Here is a 25,713-nt window from a genome sequence, read left to right as displayed (position 1 = left end):
CTATTACCAGCACCCGATGCCTATACCATAGTTATGTTCATGGTCCGGGTTGGGGTGGAGGAGTGGGTGAGACGAGGCATGTCGCGATGACGTTGGGCGAATTGACTCGTCAGCTTCATGCACAGCTGATAGGACAGGGTCGAGAGGGTGCGACGGCCATCGGCATCGCCATGGATCACCGACTTGTGAACGCTGGAGATATCTTCGCCGTGGTGCCGGGTGCCCACGTAGACCCACGCATCTTTGTGGGCGAGGCTGAACGCAAGGGTGCCATGGCGCTACTGGTGACCCAGCCTGTGGCGGAGACGACGCTACCACAGATTGTCGTCGATCCTGCTCGTGTGCGCGACTGTGTCGCCCTGGCGAGTCAGCTTGTCTATGGGGAGCCCTCAAAGCGACTCAAGGTAGTCGGTGTGACCGGCACCAACGGTAAGACCACCACAGTCTCGCTCGTCTCAGAGATGCTCAGTCTTCTCGGCTATGGGGTAGGCACGATGGGGACATTGTGGGGGCGTCTTACAACACCGGAGGCTCCGGAGATCGCCCGTCGGCTCGCCACCTTCGTCGCTGAGGGGAGAAGCTACGCGGCGATGGAGATCTCCTCGATTGCGCTCTCCATGGATCGGGTCCGGTACCTTAACGTCGAGGTCGCCATGTTTACCAACTTGAGCCAAGACCATCTTGACTTTCACCCATCGATGGAGGAGTACTTCGCGGCCAAGGCTTCGCTATTTCATCCAAGCTATGCCAAACTTGGGGTGATCAATGCCGATGACACGTGGGGACAACGTCTATTGGAGAGGGCCCAGATACCGGTCGTCGGTGTCTCCGATGCCGAGCTGAGCCAGATCACCCTTGGTCCTTATGGCTTGAGCTTCGATCTACGCGGCCATCGCTTTGCCGCACCGCTAATCGGGCACCATAACCTCGTGAATCTGCACATGGCGTTGATCGCCTTAGAGACCCTCGGGTTCGAGCTCCATGATTTGGTGGAGGTGGCTCGAGAGGTTCAGGCACCTCGGGGCCGGCTCGAGCGTGTCCCCAGTCGGCATGGATCGATCTTTATCGACTACGCCCACTCGCCAGGGGCGCTAGAACAGGTGTTGACGGCGGCACGGCTGTCGCTTGGCCGTGCCGGTAGGCTCATGGTGGTGTTCGGTGCCGGCGGGGAGCGCGACCACGGGAAAAGACCACTCATGGGCGCGACCGCGGAACGTCTTGCTGACGTCGTGATTATCACGAGCGATAACCCTCGCTCAGAGGACCCCCAGACCATCGCTGACGATATCGCGGCGGGATGGGTCGCTACCACAAGGCCGCGGATCATTCTCGATCGTCGGTTGGCGATTCGTACCGCGGTGGATGAGCTCTGTGATGAGGACGTCTTGGTCATCGCTGGTAAGGGACATGAGCGTAGCCAACGCATTGGATTGGCGAGTTATGACTTTGATGACTACGATGAGGCGTTGCGGGCGGTGCTTGAGTTGCGGGATGACCAACGTTGATCCCTATCCTTACCGGCAGCGGACTCGCGCTCATCATCGCTATCTTTGTCACCCCAATCCTGATCGATCGGCAGCGTTCGCGCGGCGTTGGCCAGCAGATCCGCGAGGATGGACCGAGTCGACATCTCGTGAAGGCAGGTACGCCGACGATGGGTGGCATCGCTATTCTCATCGCCATCGTGCTGAGCTATCTGCTTGTGCACATCCATCTCGGAGTGAGTTTTTCTCGCTCTGGAGTCCTTGTCGTCGGCGTCACCATCTTCTCCGGGATTATTGGGTTGATCGATGACCTACTCAAGGTTCGCAATCGCCGTAGCCTTGGCCTGACCAAGACGGCGAAGTTTGGTAGCCAAGTGCTGGTTGCTATTGCCTTTGCGCTGCTGGCGCACTTCTGGGCCCATGTCCCGACGGCTATCTCGTTTGTGCGGCTGGGGAGTCTCAGTATCGGTCTCGGCACGGTGGGGTGGTGTATCTTTGCCGTCCTGGTCATTGTGGGTACCTCCAACGCCGTTAATTTAACGGATGGTCTCGATGGTCTTGCTTCGGGAGCGAGTATCTTCGCCTTTGCTGCCCTCGCGCTGATCTCCTACTGGATGTTCCGCCATGTCGCCGCCTATGGGGTTCATGATGCGCTTGACTTAGCAGTCTTGGCGATGTGTTTTGTCGGGGCAATTCTCGGTTTTCTCTGGTGGAATGCGCCGCCGGCCAAGATCTTCATGGGTGATGTAGGCTCACTCGCTATCGGCAGCGGTCTTGGAGCCTTTGCACTCGTGCTACGGCTTGATCTGTTGCTCTTACTCCTCGGTGGTCTCTTTGTTGTCGAGACGCTCAGCGTCATCGCGCAGGTCTTCTCCTTCCGCGTTTTTCATCGGCGAATCCTCAAGATGGCCCCGATCCATCACCACTTTGAGCTCTACGGCTGGCCGGAGACCACCGTTCTGATTCGGCTGTGGATCTTTGCTGGTGTGGTTACGGCGATCGCGGTTGGGGCTTTCTATGCCGACTTTCTCTCGCTTGGAAGTTTTGGACGATGAACCTAGCTGGGGCTCGGGTACTGATCGTTGGCTTTGGGATCAGCGGGCTCGGCGCCGCAGAGGCTCTTGCGGATCGAGGAGCGCAGCTTTCGTTGGCTGAGGATAAGGCGAGACTCAGAGAAGCTGCATCACATGGGGAACAGAGGTTCGAACGCAGTGGGACGATCGCTGAGTTGCGCAGTGAGGCCTGGGACCTCGTGGTGGTGAGTCCTGGAATCTCACCGGAGCGGCTCGGAATGGAACCCCTTGCGAACCGGGTGATCGGCGAACTTGAACTCGGTTGGCTGCTTGCGGATGCACCGGTTTGTGCCATCACCGGTACCAACGGCAAGACGACGGTGGCGACCTTGACGCAGATGATGCTCGGGTCCGAGGCAACACTTTGCGGGAACGCTGGAGTCTCCTTCGCAGCGGTGGCACGCTCAGGTGCGACACGATACGTGGTCGAGGCGAGCTCGTTCCAGCTCACCTGGGCACCGACGTTCGCGCCAGCGTCCGCTACGTGGACGAACTTCACTCCTGATCATCTTGATTGGCACGGCACACTCGAGGCTTATCGGCTCGCCAAGGCGAAGCTCTTTGCACAGCTCCCTCGCACAGGAGTGGCGATTCTCAACGCTGATGACCCGGTGGTTGCGGCGACCCTGCTTCCCGAGGGCGTAGCACGCAGAACCTTCTCGCTGGAGGGAGCAGCGGATTATCGCGTCGCCAAGGGCAACCTGGTTGGTCCAGATGGGGTGGTGATGACCTCGCTCGCTTCACTCGGGCGAGGTGGCCCGATCAGTGTCGCCAATGCCTTGGCGGCATGGGCTACCGCCGATGCGGCGGGTGCTGATCCCGAGCGAGTGCGCGCGGTGTTAGAGGAGTTCCGGGGGCTCGAACACCGACAAGAACTCGTTGGTGAGTGGAACGGTATTCTCTGGGTCAATGACTCCAAGGCCACCACGCCGGTCGCGGCTGCGGCTGGCATCAGCTCCTTTGCTCACGTCATTCTCATCGCCGGAGGACGGGGCAAGGGCCTCTCCTTCGAGCCGATGGCCGCAGTGGCGGACCGGGTGGGTCACTGCATCACCATCGGCGAATGTGGGCCCGAGATCGGTGAGCTTTTTCGCGCCCACGATGTCCCCACAACCATGGCATCCTCGATGCGCGAGGCGGTTGCCTTGGCGATCACCAAGGCGCATACAGGAGATGTAGTGTTGCTGGCACCGGGTGCTGCCTCCTTCGATTGGTATGACAGCTACGTCGTACGCGGGCTCGACTTCAAGGCAGTGGTAAGAGAGTTGGCGCCTGGGACGACTCCGTCGACTGGGGTGTCGGCGTGATGGGTCGTGGGGAGGGGTCTTGTGTCCAAGGCCCCGGCAAGGAGTCAGGCCAACGAGGGGAGAGGGGAAAGCGATGACGACGTACCTACGCAGTGCTGTCGACAAGATTCGACTTCGGGCAGCGTTTTACTGGCTTGTGCTCATCCTGTTGACAGTAGGGGCCATCCTCGAGGTGGCCGCAGCCTATGTCGCCACTATCGCTGCGCATGCCTCCGTGACCTCGTTAGTCGCCCATGAGCTCCTTTGGCTGGTGATCGGAGGATTGGCCTTTGTCATCATGGCGGCGGTGCCGTTGCGGGTCTGGTTGAAGTTGGCGCCACTCATCTTGTTGGGTGCGGCCGCGATGTTGTTAGCGGTGATGCTTCCTGGCGTAGGCCGTAGCGTGGGGGGTGCGGATCGATGGTTTCAGTTTGGTCCGATTCAGGTGCAGCCGTCAGAGTTTGCCAAGCTCGCCCTCGTACTCTTTCTGGCTCGTCTTGTCACCAGCCGTCGTCCTACCCAGCTGGTTGGGCCGGTCATCGTCGTCACGGCGCTGATGGCGGGGGTGATCTTTCTCGAGCCGGACATGGGCACCGCGATGATCGTCTTCTCTCTTGGTCTTGGAGCGCTCTATGTCGGCGGCGTACGGGGTCGCGCCTTGACGGTCGTGACGGGTGGCTCGGTCCTTATCGGGATCATTGGCGCCTTTTCGAGCACCTATCGTCGGTTGCGGCTGCTCTCCTTCTTGCACCCGTGGAGGTATCGAGCGAGTTACTCCTACCAAGAGGTCCAGGCCCTCAACTCGTTCGCGTCGGGCCATCTCCTTGGAACCGGATTAGGTACAGGCTTAGCGAACTGGGGGTATGTGCCCAATGCCCAAACTGACTTTATCTTTGCGGTAGTGGGCCAGGATTTTGGGCTCCTGGGTTCGGTGGTCATCCTGTTGTGCATTGTTGCCTTGGTGATCGTGATGTTCCAACTGTCTGAGCATGTCACAGATCCTGCTGAGCGCGCGGTCATCTTCTTGATCGCTGTCTGGTTGATGGTACAGACGACACTCAACATCGGGGCAGTGATCGGTTTGTTGCCGGTAACGGGCGTTCCTCTCCCACTGATCTCTGCTGGAGGCTCCTCGACGGTGGTGACGCTCGCGGCCTTGGGCATCGTCAGTGGAGTCCTGCGTCGAAGGAAGATCGCGTGAGTCGAGTGGTTTGGGTGGTGGCTGGTGGAACCGCTGGCCATATCCATGCCGGCCTCTCCATGATCGAGGCCTTCGATGACGACGTGCAACCGATCCTTATCACCACGGATCGCAAAGTCGACTATGAGGTGACGGCTGGTCTTGACATCGCTATCGTGCGGGTCAGCGGGACTGGGTTGCCCCGAGGGCTTCGCCAAACCGTTGCGGCGCTGATGACGAATGCCAAGGCCATCTCGGCAAACCTCTCACTGCTTCGTTCCTTGCCTCGACCGGAGATAGTGATCAGTTTTGGTGGTTTCCATACGCCACTGGTCTCGCTCCTCGCGCGCACGCGCGGCGCCCGATCCTATCTACTCGAACAGAATGCTGCACTGACGAGGTCGAACCGTCTCGTTGGCCTCTGGTCAGCCGGCATCTTTCTGGCCTGGCCGGTACCGTTGCCAAAAGCGTGGCTGCGGCGAGCTGCGGTGGTGGGTAACCCTCCTCGTCGTGAGGTTGCCGACCTCAACGATAGAGAGGATGTGCGCGCCTCCTTGGGCTTTGGGGTCGACGATCTGGTGGTGGTGGTCACCTCTGGATCTCTGGGAGCGCGAAGCGTCAATATCGCGGCGGTGGCGGCCGCGGAAGAACTCGTAGACCTGAGCCGTGTTAAGGTGGTGCATAGCATGGGTGCGAAGAATGGACTGAGTCAAGCTGAATCGCGCGTTCGCAACCCCCGCTACCACGCGCTTGGATGGGACCCTGGGTTGTATCGCTATCTGATGGCAGCTGACCTTGTCGTCGCTCGAGCGGGGGCGAGTACGCTGACCGAGGTCGCTCTGTTCGGGTGCGCTTCGATCTTGGTGCCATTACCGAACTCGCCCAATGATCATCAACGGCTCAATGCCGCTGTCTTCGCCCGTGCAGGTGCCTCCATAATCATCGAGGATGATGAGTTAACGGGATCGAAGTTGGCCAAGGCGATTCGGGGGCTTGTCGAGGATGAACCACGGCGACTTCGTATGGCTACGGCCGCTAAGACGCTCGCTCATCCGGAGGCTGCACGGCTGATGTGGGAGGAGATGGTGAGGCAATGAGTCTCCTTGATGGCGTACAACGGGTCCATATCGTGGGTATTGGTGGAGCTGGCATGAGTGCACTTGCCTCGTTGCTGCTCGAGGCCGGCTACTCCGTGACCGGTTCGGATCTCAAGGAGTCAGCGGTCATGGAACGGCTCCGCCTACTCGGCGCCACGGTGTTCCTTGGCCATGACGGCGTACATGTCCAGGGTGCGCAACTCGTCGCCTACTCAAGTGCCATCGCTAGTAGTAATGTCGAGCTCGCTATGAGCGTGGCACTTGGCATACCGATAGCTTCCCGAGCGGAGCTGCTCGTAGCGCTCACGGAAGGGCGAGAGGTGATTGCGATCTCTGGAACCCATGGCAAGACCACTACCACCTCCATGATTGGCCTCTCCCTAGCCCAAGCCGGGTACAGCCCGAGCTATGTGATCGGTGCTGAACTCAACGAGGCTGGGGCCTCAGGACACTATGGTTCTTCTCCGTTGATGGTGGTAGAGGCTGACGAGAGTGATGGCACCTTCTTAAAGCTCGATCCGGCTTTGAGTGTGATCACCAATGTTGAGCCCGATCACTTAGAGTTTTATGGCGACTTCGATCACCTGCAGGAGGCGTTCGTCCGTTTCGCTCGCCGATCGCATCTCCCTCCGGTGCTCTGTGTGGAGGATCCATTTTTGGCTGCCCTTGCTGCACAGATGGAGTGTCGCAGTTATGGATTTTCGGAGTCGGCGATGTACCAGATCAAGAACGTCTCGATGTCTCCGATGTCAACTGCCTTCGAGGTCTTCGAACATAAGCGACGGCTCGGCAGTGTCGAGCTCTCGGTCCTGGGGCTGCACAACATCTTGAATGCCACCGCGGCGATCGCGGCCGTCGCGGCCATGGGTGTCACACTGGCCGAGATCGCCCCTTCCCTCAGTCGGTACCTCGGTGTTTCGCGTCGTTTCCAACACCGTCGTATCCTCGACTCCGTGCGGATTATCGATGACTATGCGCATCTGCCGAGTGAGTTGGTCTCGACGCTCGCAGCGGCCCGACAGCTCGGAGCACGGCGGGTGGTGGCTGTCTTCCAACCGCACCGGTATTCACGGACGCAGGCCATGGCTGAGGAGCTCGGTGAGGCGTTGGCGGGAGCCGATATCGTCGTGGTCACCGATGTCTATGCCGCAGGGGAGGACCCAATCCCAGGTGTCAGTGGTGAGGCGGTCTATGAGGCGGCCCGCCGGGTACTTGGAGATCGAGCCCATTACTGCTCCTCTCGGCACGAGCTCGCCCTAGTCGTGCGTGGTCTGCTCGAACCGGATGACGTCTGTTTGACCCTGGGTGCTGGTGATATCACTATGCTCGATACCGAACTCGCGGACGTGTGGTAGCACGGTGGCCGAAGGGCTCGCACGGATGATCGATCAGCTGAGGGCTGGTGGATTTTTTGTTCTTGAACAAGCCCCTTTCGGGGCGAGAACGACCTATCGGGTCGGCGGCGCGGCCGCTGCTGGCGTGGAGGTCGCCTCAGTTGAAGAGCTTGAGCGTCTCCGTGATATCCTGTCGCAGGGTGTGGCGAAGATTCCTCTCTTTGTGCTCGGCCGTGGTTCGAATGTTCTCGTCGCTGACGGAGGCTTTCCTGGTTTGCTCATTACATTAGGGGCCGGGTTCTCCTGGTTGCAACAGCATGATAGCCAGGTCGAGCTCGGCGGCGCCTCCCCGCTTCCTGTCATGGCGCGCAGGATCGCCAAGCTTGGGCTCGATGGATTCACCTGGGCGGTTGGTGTGCCAGGTAGCGTCGGTGGTGCGGTGCGAATGAATGCTGGTGGACATGGCCATGTTCTTGCGGAAACGTTGCAGTCGGCGCTCCTTGTCGATCTTGAGGCCGATGCGCCCCCCACGTGGCAGTCCGCCGCAGCCCTGGAGCTGGAGTATCGTTCCTCGGCAGTGGGTGCGAGCCAGGTCGTCATCGCCGCACGGTTTGCCTTCGAAGCCGGTGACCCCCACGAACTTGCCACCCAGTTGAGTGACATCGTCGCCTGGCGTCGTGCCCATCAACCAGGAGGGCAGAACGCTGGCTCGGTCTTTGTGAACCCAGAACGCTTCCCGGCGGCGCTTCTGATTGAGGAGAGTGGTCTAAAGGGTCATCGATATCGGAGTGCGGCGGTGTCGGCTAAACACGCAAACTTTATTCAAGCTGATCCGCAAGGATCGGCTGATGATGTCTTCCATCTGATGCAAGTGGTTCGTGAGCACGTGGCACGCAGAACTGGGATTGAGTTGCGCTCAGAGGTCAGACTCGTCGGTTTCTCATAGGATCCAAAGGGGACGACACGGCATGAGACAGTGCCCGCAGAGACAATCAGGTCAAGCGAGAGGCTCGATTGCACGTGTCAAGCCACGTTCACGTCGCAGATCGCGGTGGATGTCACCAACGACGTGGATTGGCACCACAGCCGACCCGGCCCGCGGGGTGGCAAGTGCGGCCATGCCGAAACCTCGCAATGTTCACCGCCCAGCGCGGCCCTGGAAATTAACGGCAGTGGCGGTCGTGGTAGTCGTAGCCATAGTGGGCGTTGGCTGGCTCTACGCAGGACCGGTTCTACGGATCCGTTCGGTGACCGTTCTGGGTGGTACCGAGACCGAACGCACGGCGGTGATTGCACAACTAAGCGAACGATTAGTGGGCCACCATGTCTGGTCGGTATCGGCCCACAGTGTCGATGCTGTCCTCATGCTCCAAAACAGCCTCCGTGGAGAGGTCCGTCTCCACGCATGGGCCATTCGCTGGCCATCCTCCCTGGAGGTGGAGCTCTCCAGTCGGCCTTCCGAGGGTTATCTCCGAGGTGGGTATGGGTTGACCAGTGCGGGTATCGTCATCGCTGCGCGCTCCCCACGACCGGGACGGTTAATCTCTCTCTGTCCGCTCGTGCTGCGCACCGTTACGATGGGCTGTCCGTGGAGGCCCCAAGTAGGTGATGAGATACCGGTACGGTTGGCTACAGTGGTAGCGGCTATGGAGTCCGAGGGCCTCTCCTCCTTGGGTGGCCAACCGGCTACGGTTTTTGTGCTGCGTGGGTCCGGAATTGTGTTGCGGATGGGTGATGCAGGCGAATGCTTGCTGGGGGGTGGGGTTCGTGCGCACGCGGAGGTGAGCGCTTGCAGGCACTTCGTCGCACCGGGGGCAGTTGTCGACGCGATTAACCCAAATAGTCCAGCGGTTCTCTTCAACGATCGTGTAGGCTAGTCAAATTCAGAGGTAGCGCAGAGGATCATCCGACGAGCTGCCCGAATTTTATGTAATTGGAGGCCGTGTGGTGGTTCGAGCCAAGGTGCAGCGGAGGTGGGACGCGAGATGAATGACGCGCAGAATTACATCGCCGTGATCAAGGTCGTCGGTGTCGGTGGTGGCGGTGGCAATGCCGTGAATCGGATGATTGAGGCTGGCCTTAAGGGCGTTGAGTTCATCGCGATCAACACCGACGCGCAGGCATTGTTGATGAGCGACGCTGATATCCGACTCGATATTGGACGCCAGCTCACCCGTGGGCTCGGTGCAGGTTCGAACCCTGATATTGGGCGCTCTGCAGCTCAGGAGCATAAGGATGAGATCCAGGAGGCACTCACCGGTGCGGACATGGTCTTTATCACCGCTGGCGAGGGTGGTGGCACGGGGACTGGTGGTGCCCCGGTCGTCGCGGAGATCGCTAGAGGGATTGGTGCGCTCACGATCGGTGTGGTCACACGGCCCTTCGGCTTCGAGGGAAAGCGTCGAGCGACCCAGGCCGACGAGGGTATCGAGCGTCTGCGTGAGCATGTCGACACGCTGATTGTGATACCGAATGATCGGCTCTTGACGATCGCAAATGAGAAGACCTCAATGATCGCGGCGTTCCGAATGGCTGATGATATCTTGTTGTCAGGTGTGAAGGGGATTACCGATCTCATCACGACTCCGGGCGTCATTAACACCGACTTTGCCGATGTGCGGGCCATCATGGCCTCTGCGGGTACCGCTATCATGGGTATCGGTATCGCCAGTGGTGAAAACCGCGCGACGACGGCCGCTCGCAATGCGATCACCTCGCCGCTCTTTGAGACCTCGATCGATGGTGCACAAGGTATCCTGCTGAACGTCGCTGGCGGCACTGATCTCGGTATTTTCGAGTTGAATGAGGCCGCCAACATTATCCAAAATGCTGCCTCGAGCGACGCCCTCATTATCGTCGGTAGTGTGATCGATGAGTCCATGGAGGACGAGGTCAAAGTGACGGTCATCGCTGCTGGCTTCGACGTCTGGGGGGAGGATACGCCAAAGCTTCGGGTTACGCCTCCACCTCCCAGTGAAGAGCTTGATTTTGGCGTACCGGTGGTGCCCCAAGAGCCAGTGCCGACTGAAGTCAACACGGATCCGGAGGATCCAGACGACGGCGACGTACCCTTCTTTCTCCGCTGATGATCGCGCTCTCGCTCCGTGAGAGTGGCGTGAGAGTGGCGTTCACCGATCGCACGGATGTCGCCGCTGAGACCGCCGCGATGATCGGTGGTGGTGGGCCATTGGCCCAACTACAGCAGGTTCACAGTGCAAGAGTGGTGGCTATCGACGACACCCTTGGCGAACCTGGGGCCGTTGAGGCGGATGGAATCTATGTTCCTGCCGGACACCATGGTGTAGCCGCTATCCGGACAGCAGACTGCCTCCCACTGGTGGTGGCCAACCGTAAGGGTGATGCCGTTGCACTCCATGTTGGGTGGAGGGGGTTGACCGCTGGCGTAGTCGAGGCGGGCCTGGCGCACCTTGGCGGTGATGGCCTCGTAGCGGTCATCGGTCCGCACATTCGATCCTGCTGTTACGAATTTCTAGGACCGGAGCGTTACGTCGTTGCGCACCGTTTTGGGGAGGCGAGTTTCGTAGGCGATAATCTCTCGCTCGAAGCAGCCCTGTCGGGTCTCCTTATGCATCAGCGTGTTCGAGAGGTCCTTTCGGTCGGTCACTGTACCTTCTGTAACGATGCGTACCACTCCTATCGTCGCGATGGTACCCTCGAGCGTCAGCTGACACTCGTGAGCGCTGGTGACCGCTGATGCCCGCCTATGAGGAGGTTGGGCGGCGCTTGGCTGTGGTGAGAGACGAGATACGGCGCCACGGCGGTTCGGATATGGTTCGCATCGTTGCGGTGACCAAGACCCATCCGGTCGATGCGGTAGCGAGTGCGCTTAGTGCTGGCCTGACCGATGTGGGCGAAAATTACGCCGAGGAGTTGGCGGCGAAGGCGGTTGAAGCTGAGCGCCTTGGCCTTCGCCCCCGCTGGCATTATCTGGGCGCTATTCAGCGCAGGCGCCTCAAGCTCATTTGCCAATACGCATCGGTGATCGAGACGATTTCGCGACCCTCCGAGCTTGAGGGGTTGGCCAAACTCGATTATCGCGGTGACGTACTCATCCAGGTCGCGCCTCCAGGGCACCCCGAAGGGCGCAATGGTGCCCAGGTTGACGAGGTCGCATCGTTGCTGGCGCTCGGTCGCGATCTAGAGGTTCGTGTGATCGGTTTGATGGGCATGGCACTCCCCGGCACTGAGGAACAGACTCGCCAATACTTCGAGAGCGTCCGTCGTCTCGGGGAAGATTTGGGAATTCGGGAATATTCTATGGGAATGTCAGCCGATTACCAGGTGGCGGTCGCTCAGGGTGCTACTATGGTGCGGTTAGGTAGTGTTTTATTCGGGGCACGTGGTCAATAACGTGCTACGATAGAGCGTTAACGAATGGGGTAGGAGGACAAATGCCGGGATTGAAGCGTGCGCTTGCGTGGCTAGGGATAACTGAGGACGATGAGATGGACGGAGAGGTTACTGATCTGGAAGGGTCGGTTCCACCAGTCTATGAACGGCGCGATCAGGCTCCCCGTGTTCAGGTGGTCTCTGGCGGTGCTTCCAACGTGGCTGAGCAGCCTCGAGAGGATCCCCAAGAACACCGTGCCGCCGTGCTTCGTCCCTTTAATCCGCAGCCAGAGCGGGCGAAGATCCACCTCGTGCTCCCCACGAAGTACGCCGACGTGCAGGAGATTGGCGATCGGATGAAATCTGATCAACCGGTGATTATTAATCTCGAGGGTGTGGATCGCGACCTGCGCCGCCGAATTATCGACTTCTCCTCAGGGCTTACCTACGCATTGGGTGGTAAAGTGAAGGAGATAAGTACGAGTGTGTATCTGCTCTCGCCGGCTCGTGTTGAGGTGGCCGATGAGGAGATGTTTCGCATGCGTCAGCGTACGGTAGCGAAGGGAGTTGGCCTGCATGGGTCTTAATGGGATCATCGTCGAACTACTAGAGCTCTATGTCATTGTTATTGTGCTCTATGTGGTCATGACGTGGTTCCCGGTGACGAACCCGGGTGGGCCGATGGATCGTTTCCGTTTTTTGCTCACCCGCCTATCGGAGCCGGTATTAAATCCGATTCGTAGGTTGATTCCGTCGGTGGGTGGTAGCTCGATTCGTTTCGACTTTGCGCCACTCATCGTCATTTTGCTGATCGAATTGATTTTGATTCCAATCGTCAGCCGGATCTAAGGTCGGAGCTGACTTCAATCGATAGAAGACCTAGCTGCCACTGATTCGTTCCGATGGTGAGCGGTGGTGTGAGTACTCGTAAGGGAGGGGTGCTGTGGACGCAAGTGCAGTCGATGCTCAAAAGATTCGCGAGGTAGAGTTTCGCGAGCGCATGAGAGGCTACCACCAAGAGGATGTGGACGAGTTTCTTGAGCAGGTAGCCAAGGGTGTTGAGGTGCTTGAGGGCCAACTCAGCCAGGCGCGAGAGGAGCTCGCACGACTCAAGGCGAATCCTCCTGTGGTCACGAGTGGTGCACCAGCCGCTGGAGAGTTTGGCGATGATGTCATTCAAAGGACGCTGATTGTGGCGCAGAAGGCAGCCGACCAGCTTCGCAGTGATGCAGAAAATGAGGCGCGCGAGATTCGCGCAGAGGCGCAGCGCCAGGCAGAGCGCATTTTAGGCGAGGCGAGGACCACATCGAGACTCATCGAAGAGGAGCGACGGAAGAACTTGCTGGAGGAGCTCACGCAGTTGGAGGGCGAGTTTGCTCGACGACAGGAGCAGCTAGCCAATATCGTCAGCCGGGACCGAGCCGTTCGCCAGAGGATCACTGACGAGATCGGCGGTTTGCTATCGTTGGTACGGGCTGCTGAGGTTCCCACTGGTGAGTCGCTTGCCACCACGCCAGCGCTAGGCGGCGTTCCTCCACGTGAGTTCAATGATGCTGAAGTTGGGGAACCGGTAACGGTCGCAGAGGTGCGCAATGTTGCGGACGTCCAAAATAGCGCAGATGACACGCGGCATCAGCTTGCCGACGTGGTGCCTTCCCAGCCGGAGGAGCAGCGCCCGGTTCAAGAGTTTGTGTTCGGCCATGACTTGAGTGGTGATGCTGGCGACGAAGAACCCTTCATGCTCTGGCGCCAAGACGATTAATTCGGAGCAATGGATCGGGTCGTCGTGGGCCATCTCTCTGCTGTCCTTTGGTAGCGCTAATGCCGACAGTTGAGCATGCCACTTGATCTGGTTATTGCCCGGTGCGAGGTGGTTTCGGCCCCCAGTTTGGTGTCGAGGTTCGACAGAGGGAGACGGTTGTAGACCTCGTTGAGTCGGCGCCGGCACCGGTGGCGGTATCGAGATGGCCGAAGAGGTCTTGTGGGTACCCGAGTGTTGGCAGATGGTGATCGAGGTGTTCTTCGACCAGCAGTAACATAGTGCTGACCAGCAGCATCATGCTGACCGGCAGCATAGTGCTGATCAGCGCTGTTGGTTGGATCAGTCGCCCCGCAGTGCGGATTGTGTGGTCGCGTGAATGCGATAGAGCAGATGCGCAAGTCGGCGCGATTCGGCAAGGTTCCATGAGGGCTCGTGTCCGTTGGAGAAGGATGCAAAGACCTCGTCGACCATCGCTTGGTAAGGGTCAGCGCTGGCGATGTCATGCTTTGTTATTCCATGTTTGGTCGTAACCGTCCAGGTTGTATCCTCGAGTCGAGGAGTGCAGACATGGTCCATCTCGATGGTTGCCTCACGGGTGAGAACGCGCAAGGCTTGTGACTCCCCGGCGATAAAGGAGGTGGTGAAGGTTGCAGCCACGCCACCGTCATAGGCCAACAGGGCTTCGAGCGTGAGGTCAACTGGGTGTTCCTGCTCGGATGGCATCACGGTTGTCCAGATGTGGCTGGGCTCGGAACCCAGCAGCGAGACGATAGGGTGGATGGCGTAGATGCCAACATCGAAGAGGGAACCACCGCCACGCGTCGGGTCAAGACGATAGCCCGACAGTGGCGTTAAGGTGCCGGTAAACGTTGTTTGTACGTTGATGACGGGACCGTAGCTACCGGAGGTGACCGAGCTGAGTACGGCACGGAGTCTCGGGTGGTAGGAGCTCATGAAGGCTTCGGCCACTAGCAGTCCGGTATCATTGAGCAAGTTATCGAGGCGTGTGTAGTCGTTCTCGGTCAAGAACAACGGTTTTTCGCAGAGTACGTGCTTGCCTGCTTCCACGGCGCGTTGGATGTAGGTGAAATGGAGATCGTTAGGGAGCGGGAGGTAGATCGCTTCTACTGCAGGGTCAGCGAGCATGGTCGTATAGTCCTGATAGTGCGTTTCGTTGGCTGTGAGCACCTGCGATGCGGTAGACGGAGACCGCGTGGTCCCTCCAAGAAATCGTGTCCATGGGGAGTGTCGAAGAGCAGGTATCACTCCAGCCTGGGCGACATAACTGCCGAGACCGCAGACGGCGACGTTCAACGTGGTGTGAGAGTCTGGATACTGCCGAGCGCACTTGAGCGATGCGCAAGTTCAAGGACGCCGACGACCTCGCGTACCTGGCCTGCCTGGACGGCTAGTGGTGTGCCGACGAGGAGGTGGTCGGCCAAGTCGCGGTGAAAGCCAAAAGTATCGGGTGGCAGTAACTCTGGCTGATAGTGACTGAGCCTTCCGGGCCCTTCGTAGAGGGCGACTTGGAGAGCAACAGGCGCCTCCGCGTAGTGATAACGATCCACCTGATAACCGGTCACTGGTGCCACTCGCGGCTGTTCAAATGGTACGTAGTTACCAACAATGGTACCCTCGGTGCCTTGTACGTAGAACTTGGGCCGTCGGAAACCGTCGAGTTCGCTTTGGAAGAACGTAGCCTCTCGTCCGCCGACGAACTGCAGATGGATGCGCAGTTGGTCAAGATTTGTCATCTCGTGCCAACGGCGTTTGTGTCCGAAAGCGAAGACGCGCTCAGGTGCGGTCCCGTAGAGTTGGTGAATCCAGTCGATATGATGTGCGCCCCAATCGTAGGCGAGGCCGCCAGAGACGGTGGTATCGGAGTGCCAGGCGCGACAGGGGTGGTCAAAGCCGCCAACCGAGGTTTCGATGTTGAACACGTCTCCAATGACTTCGGTATCAAGAAGCTGCATGAGGGTACGGTAGTCCTGGTCCCAGCGGCGGTTTTGATGGACGGTGAGGACTCGGGCGTTGCTTTCGGCGACGTCGATGAGCTTGTCGGCTTCATCGGTGGTGAGGCAGAGAGGTTTTTCGACCACCACGTGCTTGCCACCCTCAAGTGCTTGCAGGGCCAATTCGAAGTGGGTGTTAGGTGGAGTAGCGATGATGGCGATGTCGGTGATGGAGTCACGGAACAGTTCGGCGGCGCTGTGGTAACCGATCAGCTGCGGGAAGTCCTGTTGTGCCTGGGTAAGCCGAGAAGGGTTGGCATCAACTGCCGTGACGAGCTGGAGTCCAGGAGTCTCCTGGGCGCCGGTACCGTGATAGAGCCCCATGCCGCCATAGGGTCCATAACCGATCACTCCAATGCCGAGCGTGTCATGCGTGCGCGATGGAGGCGTTGCGATCAGCAGTTCCATAGTGCGTGCGAGCCAGGAATGGCCGGTGGTAAGGGCGTCGAGGTCGACTCCAATGATCGTCAATTGACCCTTGCCGAGCGTTTGCTGACTTGCGACTACACGTTCACTGAGCGCAATGTTGACCGTCAACAACGTGGTGGCATCGTTGGGTGGGGTGAAGGTGGTGATGGCGCTTCGAATAGGGAACTCATCGGGGGTACGCGTTAACGGGCTGAACGCGTGATCGGGTGTGACCATCCACTCACCCCATGGGTAGGCCTCCTGATACCGATAGTTGGGCAGTGATTGGAGTAGCTTCGCGCCGTGATGTTGGTTGATAAGAACGAACACCCTTGCGCCTTCTTGGATGGCACGCAATGCCGATGGTGTCAGCGTCTCAGGCTCAATGAGTACAGCAGGCTGGCTTAAGGAGAGGGGAGCATCTGGGGAGTCAAGGACCTGGACACCTTTTCGCCAGCTTGCTCGTTCCAGTTGGGCCGTGGTTGATCGTTGGTTTGCTGGTACCGTCATGGGATTATCCTCTCAAGGGTTGCTCTAGCATTCAGGGTTATCAACGTCGGTGATGGCCAAAGGCTTCCCGAGGCTGCCAGGTAGGTTCTACCATGCTGCGCTCGGTTGAAGCTACACCGAGGCGAGTTTGCTCGTGATCACGATTGTGAGTCCGTCTAATTCGAGGGTGGTGGATCCAGTCGAGGTCACCTCGTCGCGGACGACCTCAAGCGTAGCAGCAAGGGTTTGGGCGGTGATATCGGCCGCGTGCGCCCCAAGTGCCTTGCTGAGCCGGTGGTTCGGATCTGCTAGGCCGATAAGGAGGTCGATTCGGTCACTGACATCATAGCCTGAGTCCTTGCGGTGTTGTTGGATCGCACGGATGAGATCGCGAGCGAGACCCTCGAGCTCAAGCGACTCGTCGGTGACGAGATCCAGTGCGACGACCGTCGCTCGGTCGTCGAGGACGCGCATGGAGCGAGGATCGGTTGGTTCGAGGGTGAGCGAATACTCGCCTGGCGCGAGGCGGACGCCAGCCACGACCGGATTCTCATTGTCCATGACGTAGTCTCCCTCCCGGATGGCCCGGATCACCTGTTGGGTGACGGCACCGATGCGTGGACCTAAGAGGGCTGGGTTGACAGTGAGCCGTTGGTGAGCAAAACGATCGAAGTCGTTGGTGACGTGTACCGCTTTCACATTGGTCTCTGCTTTGATGAGGTCGACGTAGGGCGCTAGATCCCGGTCGACCAAGCTGGCGACGGTGATAGAGCGCAGTGGAAGGCGGGCTCGATGGCCGGTTGCTTTGCGGATGCTGTGGACCTGCGAGCAGATCTCCCGCACCAACTCCATCTCCTCTACAAGCTGAGGATTGCTCGCTCCAAGCGAGGTGGCTGAGGGCCAGTCGGCGAGATGTACGCTGCGTTCCCCTGTGAGCGAGCGATAGAGGTGTTCGCTCAGCATCGGGAGTAGCGGTGCGGTCAGAGTGGCGAGGTTCTCCAACACGGTGTGGAGGGTATTGTAGGCCTGTTGCTTGCTGACATCGATCTCTGGTGCGCTGCCTTTAGCGGCCCAGAAACGATCACGGCTACGTCGAATGTACCAGTTGTTGAGGGCATCGAGGAACTCCTCGATGCGGCTGGTAGCTCGAGAGAGGTCAAAACGATCAAGGGCATCCGTCACCTCGGTGGTGAGCTGATAACTCTTTGCGAGGATATAGCGGTCGAGCAGGTGATCTGAGGTGATCGCGAAGTGTCCTCGGGTCCCATCTGCATCGGCGTACAGCGTCAAAAAGGAGAAGGCATTCCAGATCGGGTTGATGACACGCTTGACGGTATCAAACATGGCCTGACGCTCCAGTATCATCTCCTGCCCACGAAGGACCGATGACGAGAGCAAAAACCATCGCATGGCATCGGCGCCGATCTCTTCAAAGACCTCCCATGGGTCTGGGAAGTTTTTGAGGCGCTTGGAGAGCTTGCGTCCGTCGTTCCCAAGGAGAATGCCGTGCGCCATGCAGTGCTTAAAGGGCGGCGAATCAAAGAGTCCGACGGAGAGCACGTGCAAGGTATAGAACCAGCCCCGCGTCTGCCCGATGAACTCGACGATAAAGTCGGCCGGAAAGTTCTCTTCGAACTCCTGGCGATGTTCGTAGGGGTAGTGAAGTTGCGCAAAAGGCATCGATCCCGACTCGAACCAGCAATCAAGGACATCGGGTACGCGCCGCATCATGGAGCGACCCGAGGGATCGTCAGGGTTTGGACGCACAAGTTCATCAATACCGGGCCGATGCAGATCCCCAGGACGGACGCCGAAGTCCGCCTCGAGCTCATCGAGCGATCCATAGACGTCGATCCGTGGATAGTTGGGATCGTCGCTCTTCCATACTGGAATGGGCGAACCCCAGTAGCGATTGCGAGTGATAGACCAATCGCGCGCACCCTCAAGCCACTTCCCAAAGGCCCCGTTCTTCACGTGCTCAGGAACCCATTCGATCTCTTGGTTGAGCTCGAGCAGACGAGATTTGATGGCGGTGACATCGACGAACCAGGAACTCACCGCCTTGTAGATCAACGGAGTGTCGGTCCGCCAGCAGTGAGGATAGCTATGTTCATAGGCCTTTGCCTCAATGAGAACATGCTGGTCGTTCAGGTAGGTCTTGATCGCCTCGTTGGCTTCAAAGACTTGCGTCCCTTCATACCAACTGACTTCGCGGGTATAGCGGCCCTTTTCGTCGACTGGGCAGACCACGTCGATCGAGGCAACGGCACAGGCCTGCTGGTCTTCTTCGCCAAAGCCCGGCGCCATTTGTACGATTCCCGTCCCCTCGTCGATCGTGACGAAGGCGCCTTCGATGACGCGAAAGGCATTCTTCGCATCGGCGAAAAAGGGGAAGAGAGGGACGAAGGAGCGGCCCAAGAGCTGTTCTCCCGTGACGGTGGTGAGCACCTCTGGATCTGCGAAGCGGTCCCGGTAGGCAGTGAGACGATCGGAGGCCATCACAAAGACGCGGGGGTCAGTACCATCGCGAAATAGCACGTACTCGAAGTCTGGGCGTACGGCAAGGGCAAGATTTGAGGGCAGCGTCCAGGGGGTGGTTGTCCATGCGAGGAGGTACAGCTCACCCGCGAGGAGAGGTGTATCCTCTGCGTCGCTCTCGGTGCTGGCTGGGAGGCGGAAGGCTACTGTGATAGCCGGGTCGATGCGAGGACGATAGGAGTCGTCTTGACGTGTTTCGAAGTTTGATAGTGGTGTCTCGCACTCCCAACAGTAGGGGAGTACGCGGTAGTTCTCATAGACGAGACCCTTCTCATGTAGCCGCTTGAAGGCCCAGATCACCGATTCCATGAAACTCACGTCCATCGTCTTATAGGAATCGATGAAGTCGACCCAACGAGCCTGCCGTGTCACATAACGGAACCAGTCATCGGTGGTGCGCTGAACCAGTGATCGGCAGTGGTCGTTGAAACGATCGATGCCGAGCTGTTCGACCTCGTCACGACCACTCACGCCGAGCTCTTTTTCTGCTGCCATCTCAGCGGGAAGGCCATGACAGTCCCAACCAAAGCGTCGTTCCACGACCTTCCCCCTCATGGTCTGGTAACGGGGGATCGCATCTTTCACGAAGCCAGTGAGGAGGTGACCATAGTGGGGAGACCCGTTGGCAAAAGGAGGGCCGTCATAGAAGACAAAAGCCTTGCCACCACTGGCTCGCCGTTGGGCAATCGAAGCCCGAAAGGTGTCGTCTCGCTCCCAAAAGGCGAGAATTTCATGCTCTAGCGCTGGCAAGTTGAGGGCACCAGGCTGATGTGGATAAGAGTTCTTTTCTTCGTGGTCGCTCATGCATTTACGCTAGTCGGCGTAGGGAAGTGCTCTGTTCGCGATCCGGGTCTGCACGACGTGACGCAGCTGCTGAGGGGATAATTGCTATGATCGGCGGCTATGCTTGGCTCACCTCTGCCGCTCGTGCGTTGATGGCGGCTAGAGTAGAGCGATTCAAATGGGCAGTACGGTGGTTCGTGCCGCCGTGCTCCGTAATAGATTGGAATGACGATGGCGAAGACGACGCAAGAGCAGAGCAATCCTATTGATCCCGTCGAGGCATACCTCAATTTGGATGATGAGACGATCGAAGCCCTTAGCGACGAAGACTTCGTTGCTCAGCAGCGCCTCCTCCTCGAAACAGAACGAGCTCACTACCTCGAGCAGGCAGCGCAGCTGCGGGCAGAAGCGGACAGCATGGTGCAAAATAATGAGCCTGCTGAAGTTCAGTTTGATGAGGAGTCTGGTGAAGGAGGAACGACCGCCATCGATCGGGAACGAGACCTTGCCTTGGCAGGTTCGGCCCTCGCAGCGATCGAAGAGGTTGATTTGGCGCTCAGAAAGATGGAGCGTGGCGTCTATGGACTCTGCGAGAGCTGTAAGCAACCGATTCCTCGGGCGCGGCTTCGAGCACTTCCTTTCGCTCGGCTCTGCGTCCGGTGCAAGGAGGGTGGTTTACCGCGAAGTCGATGACAAGCCTTCGGCCACGAGCGTTGACCGTTGGTGCGGTCGTGGTGTTGGTGATCTTGGTCGATCAGGCCACCAAGACGTGGGCAGAGAATGCCCTCAGGGGCGGGCCAATCGACATTCTTGGCCCGATCAAGTTCGAGCTCACCTTTAACTCGGGGTTCTCATTCTCCATCGGTCAGGGGCACCCACTGCTGATTACCGTTGCCGCCGTGGTGCTAGCCGTCGCCGTTGGTGGCTACGCCCTGATGACGCCATCCCTTCTCAAACGGATTGCGGCTTCTCTTGTCACGGGTGGGGCGCTTGGCAACCTATCGGATAGGCTCTTTCGGCATAACCATGGAGCGGTGATTGACTTCATCCGCTTCCCACACTGGCCTATCTTCAACCTCGCTGATTCCGCGATCACGGTGGGTGTTGTTCTTCTTCTGATCGCTGGAGTAATCGATGGACGGCATGAACGTTCTCAACGTTGAGGTAGGGGACACGCTCACCCAAGAACGTCTTGATCGTGCGGTCTCGGTCGTCGCCGACGTCTCGCGGTCGATGGCGGGAAGGATGATCGACCAGGGGTTGATCTCGGTCAACGCTCGAGTACTGCGTGATAAGTCGCACCGGCTCGATCACGGTGATCACCTAACGATCGACCTTGCTCCAACTGTGCAGCAAGATCGTCTCCGCATCCCGTTGCCACTCCTCTACTTTGACGAGGCGATGTTTGTGGTAGATAAGCCAGCAGGCCTCATTGTGCATGCGACGACGCTCGCTGATGCCACTCCGACCCTAGCGAGCGCGGTGGTGGCGTTGGATCCGGCGGTGACCGGTGTGGGTGACGAACCATCGCTGCGACCGGGAATCTATCAACGCCTCGATAAGTCGACGTCAGGGGTCATGGGCGTTGCACGGACCGATTCCGCCTTCCGAGTGCTCAAGGAGCAAGTCGCCACCCACGCAATGCGTAGGACCTACCGAGCGCTCGTCGAGGGAGAGCTTGCGGAGGAGGAGGGCGTTATCGATGCCCCACTTGGTCGCGACCAGAGAAGTCGCACACGGATCGCTGTCATCGCTGAAGGGCGACGTGCGGTGACACGGTTTCGGGTTATCGAGCGGTTCCAGGGGTATACCTATGTAGAGCTCAGCCTAGAGACAGGCCGTACGCATCAGATTCGCGTGCATATGAGCGCAATTGGGCATCCCTTGGTCGGGGATCAAACCTATGGAGGCGAGACCAGACTCCTGCGGGACCGTGTCTTTTTGCACTCCTCAGTGCTTGCCCTTGCCCATCCCTCTACTGGTCTTCCCCTTGCGATCCAGTCAGCACTCCCGCCCGAGCTAGTCAAGGTTTTAGCTAAAGTCCGGTCGCCGATAGAGCAGCCGGAGTCGCGCCCCGATCTGTCGAGAGAGATGACTTCGTAAGGTCGCAATCCGGTCATCGAGAGCTCCTGTGGTGATCGGGCTCCATGGGTGGCATCGTTTGGGCCGTTGGCAGGACTCGCGCGGTCGCTCCGCGTGTGTAGTCGCCTGATAGTCTGGCCGGGGGTTGGATCTCCACAAACAGACGAACTCAGAGGCCCGGTCGGGTACCCGACCGGGCCTTACAGATCCGTTGAGAAGATATTGTTGAACCGCACAATCACACGGTCGCGTTACCCCGGCAGCGGTCAGGCTGCAGATGTCTTCAGAGCAGGGTGATCCGCTAGGCGACTGAGTGCGGAAGCTTCAAGCCTACGGGCCCTTCGCGGTCCAATACCAAGCATCCTGGCCGTAGCCTCAAGGGAGGCAGGCCGATCGCCGTTGAGGCCAAAACGGAGGGTGACCACGTCTCGCTCAAGTTGGTCGAGCTCTTGGACTGCCTTGCGTAGCATCTCGCGGGAGATGGAGTCATCGATGTCGTCTTCAAAGGAGGTATCCGGCCCGACGACTAGATCGCCGAGACTGGTCTCTCCTTCAGGCCCTACGGCTTGATCGAGGCTTGCGACGACACGCGCCGCATGACGGACATCCGCCAATTGGGAGTGCGAAAGGTTCGACGCCACCGCAATCTCGTCCTCGGTCGGGGGGCGACCGAGGTCGGCAGCCAGCTCACGGGAGACGTTATCGACTCGACGTGAACGTTCCGCAGCCTCCATCGGGAGTCGTATGGCCTGTCCATGGTTGTGCACTGCCCTCTGTAATGACTGGCGAACCCACCATGTCGCGTAGGTGGAGAACTTGAACCCACGGCGCCAATCGAACTTCTCGACGGCACGGATGAGCCCAAAGGTGCCCTCTTGGATGAGATCAGAGAGCTCCACCCCTCGATCCTGGTAGCGGCGAGCCCAGTGAACAACCAACCGTAAGTTCGCTGCCACCATCTCCACCTTGGCTTCTTCATCGCCATCGCGCACACGTTTGGCCAACTCCACCTGTTCGGCAGAGGAGGGGAGTGGGTGCTTTGCGAGATCGTCGAGGAAGAGGCGAATGGAGTCGGCACCGAGTCCAGCCGCTGCCAAGGCCGTATCGACCTCGGCTTGCGCTGAACGGCGACGCCCCTTTGCCTCACTCGTCACTGCTGTCGTTTGCTTGTTCGCCATCGCTATCTCTTCTCATTCATATGTACGTTTGGAAACTCCTCAGTATGCCAACAACCACTGCATGCCCTACAACCACTGGAAGTGTGGCCACCATATGGCAACGCACACCACAAAACTATCGTATCAAAAATTTGCCGGATATTCAAGGTCGTGCTGAAAAATTGGCACAAAGTTCTATCGGCACGCATGAGGCCGTGGGTTGAGTGGTGAGTCCAACATCCTTGGCATTCAAGTATAGTCAGCGGAACCCGACTATCCCACCTGTTGAGGGTATCCAACGTCGAGCGCAACCGCGGTGATCGATGTGCCCGACGACGCCACTGGAATATCGCTCCTTCAGGTGGTGTTAAGACAAATATCAGGTAAACCAGTTAGGGTGTAGTCAACGCAGCTACATGGACGTCTGCTAGCTTCCGGCAAATAAAGGGTCGCGGGTAGCCAGACTTCTTAGGTGTTGCGATCTGCTAGAATGAGGATAACTTGTCGAGTGTTAGTGGCGCTTGTTTGAGGGAATTCGTAGCTGGAGCGCTTTGGCTAGGAGTGTACTGACGTACTGGTGGCCATGGTTGGGTCAGATGTTGGTTACAGAAGGAGAGAGTAGTGGCACGTTGGAAGTATCGATTTGGAATTCCGCTCGTTGGTGCCGCGGTGGCGCTAGGGGCGGCATCGCTCACGCCAGCGCTTACTAATGCACAAACTCCGCTGTTACAGCCAATGTCAGCGTCCCAGCTGATCGCCGCGGTCATCGGTGCTGCACCGGTGCAGTACTCGGGACAACTGCAAATCACCTCCAATATATTGGGCTCAGATGCCTCCCTGCTTTCGAGTGTCGGTCAGGGCGTCGCACTGCCTGAGGGTACCTCCCAGGTGATGGTCTATCGGGGCGCGGGGGCAGATCTGCGCCTTCAGGAGATCAACGCCCAGTCGGAGCGCGATCTCTATGTCAACAGCGCCGGGGCGTGGTCGTGGAACTCAGCGAATACCTCTGCCGAACATGTTGCGTTCGGATCCTCGACGCAGCAAAGCTCTTCGATGCAGCAGATGAATCCGACGGAGATGGCTGATGCGCTTGTTGGGCGACTTGCGCCAACATCTGACGTCACCGTCGGCGCTAACACCTATGTCGCCGGTCATGCCGCGTATACGCTATCGCTCGCTCCGCTGCAGTCAGGATCGACCATCTCTTCGATACGAGTCTTTGTGGATGCCAAGAACTATCACGTGCTAGCGGTGTCGGTGAACTCTGTGTATTCTTCCAGCCCGGTACTACAGATGGGTTATCAATCGATCTCATTCTCGAACCCGAGTACTTCGAACTTTAACTTCACCCCCCCAACAGGTGCGACGGTGAAGACGGTGACGACCACCCAGCTCCAGGCGATGTTTGATCCAATGAGTACCTCCACCAAGCCGGTGACCCTAGGGACGAGTTGGCAGACGGTGGATGAGCTTCCTGCGACGCTGCTGGGTCAACTTTCAAGTTCGATTGGGGCAAAGGGTCTTACGGAGCTTGAAACCCCGGTGACATTGGCCAATGGCGAGACGGCGGAGTCTATTCATACTGCGCTGTTTAATCTGTTGGTCTTGCCCAACAATGGTCCCATTTTGGCTGGCGCAGTGCGCGGTTCAGTACTTGAGAGTGATGCTGGGGCGCTTGGATACTAACGGCATACCGGTCATCGCCTAGTGTCCGTAGTCAAAGTTTCGCTGTGAAACAGGAATTTTCAAGATTCGGCCCCTGTTGAACCCATTGTTCACCTACTCTTTTGGAGGAAAAGGCAATGACAATGGCTAAGCAGATATCCAAAGCAACCCAAGCGGCAAAAGATTCACAAGGGACCAAGAAGCGCACCGGTCGTAGACCAACCTACGTCGTCACGTTGAGCGATGAGGACAAAGAGTTTCTCACTTCGGTCATCGCCAAACGTAGCGCTCCGGCTGTTCAAGTCACCAGAGCAAAGATAGCTCTGTTGGCCAATGAACACGTCAGGCTAAGAGATATCGCTGATGAGCTGGACATTTCCAACTTCACGGTCTCAAAGTGGGTAAGAAGATTTGCCCTCTATGGCGTGAAGTCGCTCGGTGATGCACCAAGACCTGGAGTTCCAAGAACCCACGGGGATGACAAGATCGCCGAGATCATCAAACTCACTACCACGACCACTCCACCCGACACATCAACCCATTGGTCGACCAACACCATGGCAGCCCTAGCTGGTGTGTCGCCTTCCACTGTGGGGAGGATCTGGCGAACCTTTGGACTCAAACCTCACATGGTCGAGAGCTTTACCATCTCCAATGACCCAGAGTTCACTGAGAAGGTCAGAGACGTTGCCGGGATCTATCTCAACCCACCTGAGGCAGCTATCGTCCTCTGTGTCGACGAGAAGACACAGATCCAGGCACTGAACCGCACCCAACCCATGCTCCCTATGGTGCCAGGGGTGCCTCTGCGTCGAACGACCGAGTACAAGCGCAACGGTATTAGTAATCTCTATGCTGCCCTTGATGTCGCTTCCGGCAAGGTTATCACCAAGATGACGGTAGCCCACAGGGCGATAGAGTTCATTGAGTTCCTCGAGCTCATCGACCGACAAGTACCCAAGGAGCTGGGAGTTCACGTCGTTTTAGACAACTACGCAGCCCACAAGACCGAG

At 58.5% G+C, this 25,713-nt stretch carries 23 protein-coding genes; 19 read left to right on the top strand and 4 right to left on the bottom strand.

What is annotated here, in order from left to right; genetic code table 11:
- Positions 1 to 62 precede the first annotated feature (62 nt).
- The 14 genes from M7439_RS07760 to M7439_RS07695 all read left to right on the top strand — a co-directional run bounded on the left by M7439_RS07760 (position 63) and on the right by M7439_RS07695 (position 13,566).
- Positions 63 to 1,505: a UDP-N-acetylmuramoyl-L-alanyl-D-glutamate--2,6-diaminopimelate ligase gene (locus M7439_RS07760; RefSeq protein ID WP_298341759.1), complete on the top strand. Its 1,443-nt coding sequence runs from the start codon at positions 63 to 65 to the stop codon at positions 1,503 to 1,505.
- The gene (gene mraY, locus M7439_RS07755; protein ID WP_298341762.1) at positions 1,502 to 2,539 is read left to right on the top strand and encodes a phospho-N-acetylmuramoyl-pentapeptide-transferase; all 1,038 of its coding nucleotides are present in this window, start codon (positions 1,502 to 1,504) and stop codon (positions 2,537 to 2,539) included. Before M7439_RS07760 ends, mraY begins: the two co-directional genes overlap by 4 nt.
- Positions 2,536 to 3,864, top strand: a complete 1,329-nt coding sequence (gene murD, locus M7439_RS07750) for a UDP-N-acetylmuramoyl-L-alanine--D-glutamate ligase (protein ID WP_298341765.1) — start codon at positions 2,536 to 2,538, stop codon at positions 3,862 to 3,864. The genes mraY and murD overlap by 4 nt, the downstream gene beginning before the upstream one ends.
- Positions 3,865 to 3,937: 73 nt before the next feature.
- Entirely contained in the window at positions 3,938 to 5,044 is a 1,107-nt protein-coding gene (locus M7439_RS07745) for an FtsW/RodA/SpoVE family cell cycle protein (RefSeq protein ID WP_298341768.1), read from the top strand.
- Positions 5,041 to 6,120, top strand: a complete 1,080-nt coding sequence (locus M7439_RS07740; RefSeq protein WP_298341771.1) for a UDP-N-acetylglucosamine--N-acetylmuramyl-(pentapeptide) pyrophosphoryl-undecaprenol N-acetylglucosamine transferase — start codon at positions 5,041 to 5,043, stop codon at positions 6,118 to 6,120. The genes M7439_RS07745 and M7439_RS07740 overlap by 4 nt, the downstream gene beginning before the upstream one ends.
- On the top strand, positions 6,117 to 7,475 hold the full coding sequence (gene murC / locus M7439_RS07735) for a UDP-N-acetylmuramate--L-alanine ligase (protein WP_298341774.1): 1,359 nt from the start codon (positions 6,117 to 6,119) through the stop codon (positions 7,473 to 7,475). Before M7439_RS07740 ends, murC begins: the two co-directional genes overlap by 4 nt.
- A 4-nt stretch (positions 7,476 to 7,479) precedes the next feature.
- Positions 7,480 to 8,400, top strand: coding sequence for a UDP-N-acetylmuramate dehydrogenase (gene murB, locus M7439_RS07730; protein ID WP_298341777.1), 921 nt, complete (start codon positions 7,480 to 7,482; stop codon positions 8,398 to 8,400).
- Between the two features lie 172 nt (positions 8,401 to 8,572).
- Positions 8,573 to 9,331, top strand: a complete 759-nt coding sequence (locus M7439_RS07725) for a hypothetical protein (RefSeq protein WP_308464444.1) — start codon at positions 8,573 to 8,575, stop codon at positions 9,329 to 9,331.
- 108 nt (positions 9,332 to 9,439) lie between these two features.
- Positions 9,440 to 10,540 (top strand): cell division protein FtsZ, encoded by a 1,101-nt coding sequence (gene ftsZ, locus M7439_RS07720; RefSeq protein ID WP_298341783.1) that lies wholly within the window; start codon positions 9,440 to 9,442, stop codon positions 10,538 to 10,540.
- A 35-nt stretch (positions 10,541 to 10,575) separates the two neighbouring features.
- Positions 10,576 to 11,169 (top strand): polyphenol oxidase family protein, encoded by a 594-nt coding sequence (locus tag M7439_RS07715; RefSeq protein WP_298341785.1) that lies wholly within the window; start codon positions 10,576 to 10,578, stop codon positions 11,167 to 11,169.
- Positions 11,170 to 11,204: 35 nt separating this feature from the next.
- The gene (locus M7439_RS07710) at positions 11,205 to 11,825 is read left to right on the top strand and encodes an alanine racemase (protein WP_308464450.1); all 621 of its coding nucleotides are present in this window, start codon (positions 11,205 to 11,207) and stop codon (positions 11,823 to 11,825) included.
- Positions 11,826 to 11,866: 41 nt separating this feature from the next.
- Positions 11,867 to 12,391, top strand: coding sequence for a cell division protein SepF (locus tag M7439_RS07705; RefSeq protein WP_298341790.1), 525 nt, complete (start codon positions 11,867 to 11,869; stop codon positions 12,389 to 12,391).
- Positions 12,381 to 12,653: a YggT family protein gene (locus M7439_RS07700; RefSeq protein WP_298337083.1), complete on the top strand. Its 273-nt coding sequence runs from the start codon at positions 12,381 to 12,383 to the stop codon at positions 12,651 to 12,653. The genes M7439_RS07705 and M7439_RS07700 overlap by 11 nt, the downstream gene beginning before the upstream one ends.
- Positions 12,654 to 12,747: 94 nt before the next feature.
- Entirely contained in the window at positions 12,748 to 13,566 is an 819-nt protein-coding gene (locus tag M7439_RS07695; protein WP_298341793.1) for a DivIVA domain-containing protein, read from the top strand.
- Positions 13,567 to 13,905: 339 nt separating this feature from the next.
- Here the strand turns inward: M7439_RS07695 and M7439_RS07690 are convergent, their stop codons facing one another.
- The 3 genes from M7439_RS07690 to ileS all read right to left on the bottom strand — a co-directional run bounded on the left by M7439_RS07690 (position 13,906) and on the right by ileS (position 19,817).
- Entirely contained in the window at positions 13,906 to 14,880 is a 975-nt protein-coding gene (locus M7439_RS07690) for a Gfo/Idh/MocA family protein (RefSeq protein WP_298341796.1), read from the bottom strand.
- The gene (locus M7439_RS07685; RefSeq protein WP_298341799.1) at positions 14,877 to 16,496 is read right to left on the bottom strand and encodes a Gfo/Idh/MocA family protein; all 1,620 of its coding nucleotides are present in this window, start codon (positions 16,494 to 16,496) and stop codon (positions 14,877 to 14,879) included. Before M7439_RS07685 ends, M7439_RS07690 begins: the two co-directional genes overlap by 4 nt.
- A gap of 111 nt (positions 16,497 to 16,607) precedes the next feature.
- Positions 16,608 to 19,817, bottom strand: coding sequence for an isoleucine--tRNA ligase (gene ileS / locus M7439_RS07680; protein ID WP_298341802.1), 3,210 nt, complete (start codon positions 19,815 to 19,817; stop codon positions 16,608 to 16,610).
- Positions 19,818 to 20,027: 210 nt separating this feature from the next.
- Here ileS and M7439_RS07675 point away from each other — a divergent pair, with 210 nt between their 5' ends.
- The 3 genes from M7439_RS07675 to M7439_RS07665 are packed head-to-tail and all read left to right on the top strand — an operon-like array spanning position 20,028 to position 21,899.
- Positions 20,028 to 20,489 (top strand): TraR/DksA C4-type zinc finger protein, encoded by a 462-nt coding sequence (locus M7439_RS07675; protein WP_298341805.1) that lies wholly within the window; start codon positions 20,028 to 20,030, stop codon positions 20,487 to 20,489.
- A complete protein-coding gene (gene lspA, locus M7439_RS07670; protein WP_298341808.1) occupies positions 20,486 to 20,959 on the top strand; it encodes a signal peptidase II in 474 nt (157 codons plus the stop codon). Before M7439_RS07675 ends, lspA begins: the two co-directional genes overlap by 4 nt.
- Positions 20,940 to 21,899, top strand: a complete 960-nt coding sequence (locus M7439_RS07665; RefSeq protein ID WP_298341810.1) for an RluA family pseudouridine synthase — start codon at positions 20,940 to 20,942, stop codon at positions 21,897 to 21,899. The genes lspA and M7439_RS07665 overlap by 20 nt, the downstream gene beginning before the upstream one ends.
- A 245-nt stretch (positions 21,900 to 22,144) precedes the next feature.
- Here the strand turns inward: M7439_RS07665 and M7439_RS07660 are convergent, their stop codons facing one another.
- On the bottom strand, positions 22,145 to 23,056 hold the full coding sequence (locus M7439_RS07660; protein WP_298337100.1) for an RNA polymerase sigma factor RpoD/SigA: 912 nt from the start codon (positions 23,054 to 23,056) through the stop codon (positions 22,145 to 22,147).
- Between the two features lie 600 nt (positions 23,057 to 23,656).
- Between M7439_RS07660 and M7439_RS07655 the strand changes: the two genes are divergently transcribed.
- Together M7439_RS07655 and M7439_RS07650 are read left to right on the top strand one after the other, a co-directional pair.
- Positions 23,657 to 24,721, top strand: a complete 1,065-nt coding sequence (locus M7439_RS07655; RefSeq protein ID WP_298341812.1) for a hypothetical protein — start codon at positions 23,657 to 23,659, stop codon at positions 24,719 to 24,721.
- A 122-nt stretch (positions 24,722 to 24,843) separates the two neighbouring features.
- Positions 24,844 to 25,713: IS630 family transposase (locus M7439_RS07650; protein WP_298349675.1), on the top strand; the 870-nt coding region annotated here is incomplete at its 3' end.

It is taken from the genome of Ferrimicrobium sp. (genome assembly GCF_027319265.1).
In the GTDB taxonomy this organism is placed as follows: domain Bacteria; phylum Actinomycetota; class Acidimicrobiia; order Acidimicrobiales; family Acidimicrobiaceae; genus Ferrimicrobium.
The sequence above is the reverse complement of the archived record's forward strand: the minus strand, read 5'-3'. Positions and strand labels throughout refer to the sequence as shown.

Excerpts from the sequence above, each read along its gene's own strand:
- murC (WP_298341774.1), top strand. The coding sequence starts at position 6,117 with ATGAGTCTCCTTGATGGCGTACAACGGGTCCATATCGTGGGTATTGGT.
- ftsZ (WP_298341783.1), top strand. The coding sequence starts at position 9,440 with ATGAATGACGCGCAGAATTACATCGCCGTGATCAAGGTCGTCGGTGTC.
- M7439_RS07660 (WP_298337100.1), bottom strand. The coding sequence starts at position 23,056 with ATGGCGAACAAGCAAACGACAGCAGTGACGAGTGAGGCAAAGGGGCGT.
- murD (WP_298341765.1), top strand. The coding sequence starts at position 2,536 with ATGAACCTAGCTGGGGCTCGGGTACTGATCGTTGGCTTTGGGATCAGC.
- M7439_RS07675 (WP_298341805.1), top strand. The coding sequence starts at position 20,028 with ATGGCGAAGACGACGCAAGAGCAGAGCAATCCTATTGATCCCGTCGAG.
- M7439_RS07745 (WP_298341768.1), top strand. The coding sequence starts at position 3,938 with ATGACGACGTACCTACGCAGTGCTGTCGACAAGATTCGACTTCGGGCA.
- M7439_RS07705 (WP_298341790.1), top strand. The coding sequence starts at position 11,867 with ATGCCGGGATTGAAGCGTGCGCTTGCGTGGCTAGGGATAACTGAGGAC.
- lspA (WP_298341808.1), top strand. The coding sequence starts at position 20,486 with ATGACAAGCCTTCGGCCACGAGCGTTGACCGTTGGTGCGGTCGTGGTG.
- M7439_RS07700 (WP_298337083.1), top strand. The coding sequence starts at position 12,381 with ATGGGTCTTAATGGGATCATCGTCGAACTACTAGAGCTCTATGTCATT.
- M7439_RS07665 (WP_298341810.1), top strand. The coding sequence starts at position 20,940 with ATGAACGTTCTCAACGTTGAGGTAGGGGACACGCTCACCCAAGAACGT.
- M7439_RS07725 (WP_308464444.1), top strand. The coding sequence starts at position 8,573 with ATGCCGAAACCTCGCAATGTTCACCGCCCAGCGCGGCCCTGGAAATTA.
- ileS (WP_298341802.1), bottom strand. The coding sequence starts at position 19,817 with ATGAGCGACCACGAAGAAAAGAACTCTTATCCACATCAGCCTGGTGCC.
- M7439_RS07685 (WP_298341799.1), bottom strand. The coding sequence starts at position 16,496 with ATGACGGTACCAGCAAACCAACGATCAACCACGGCCCAACTGGAACGA.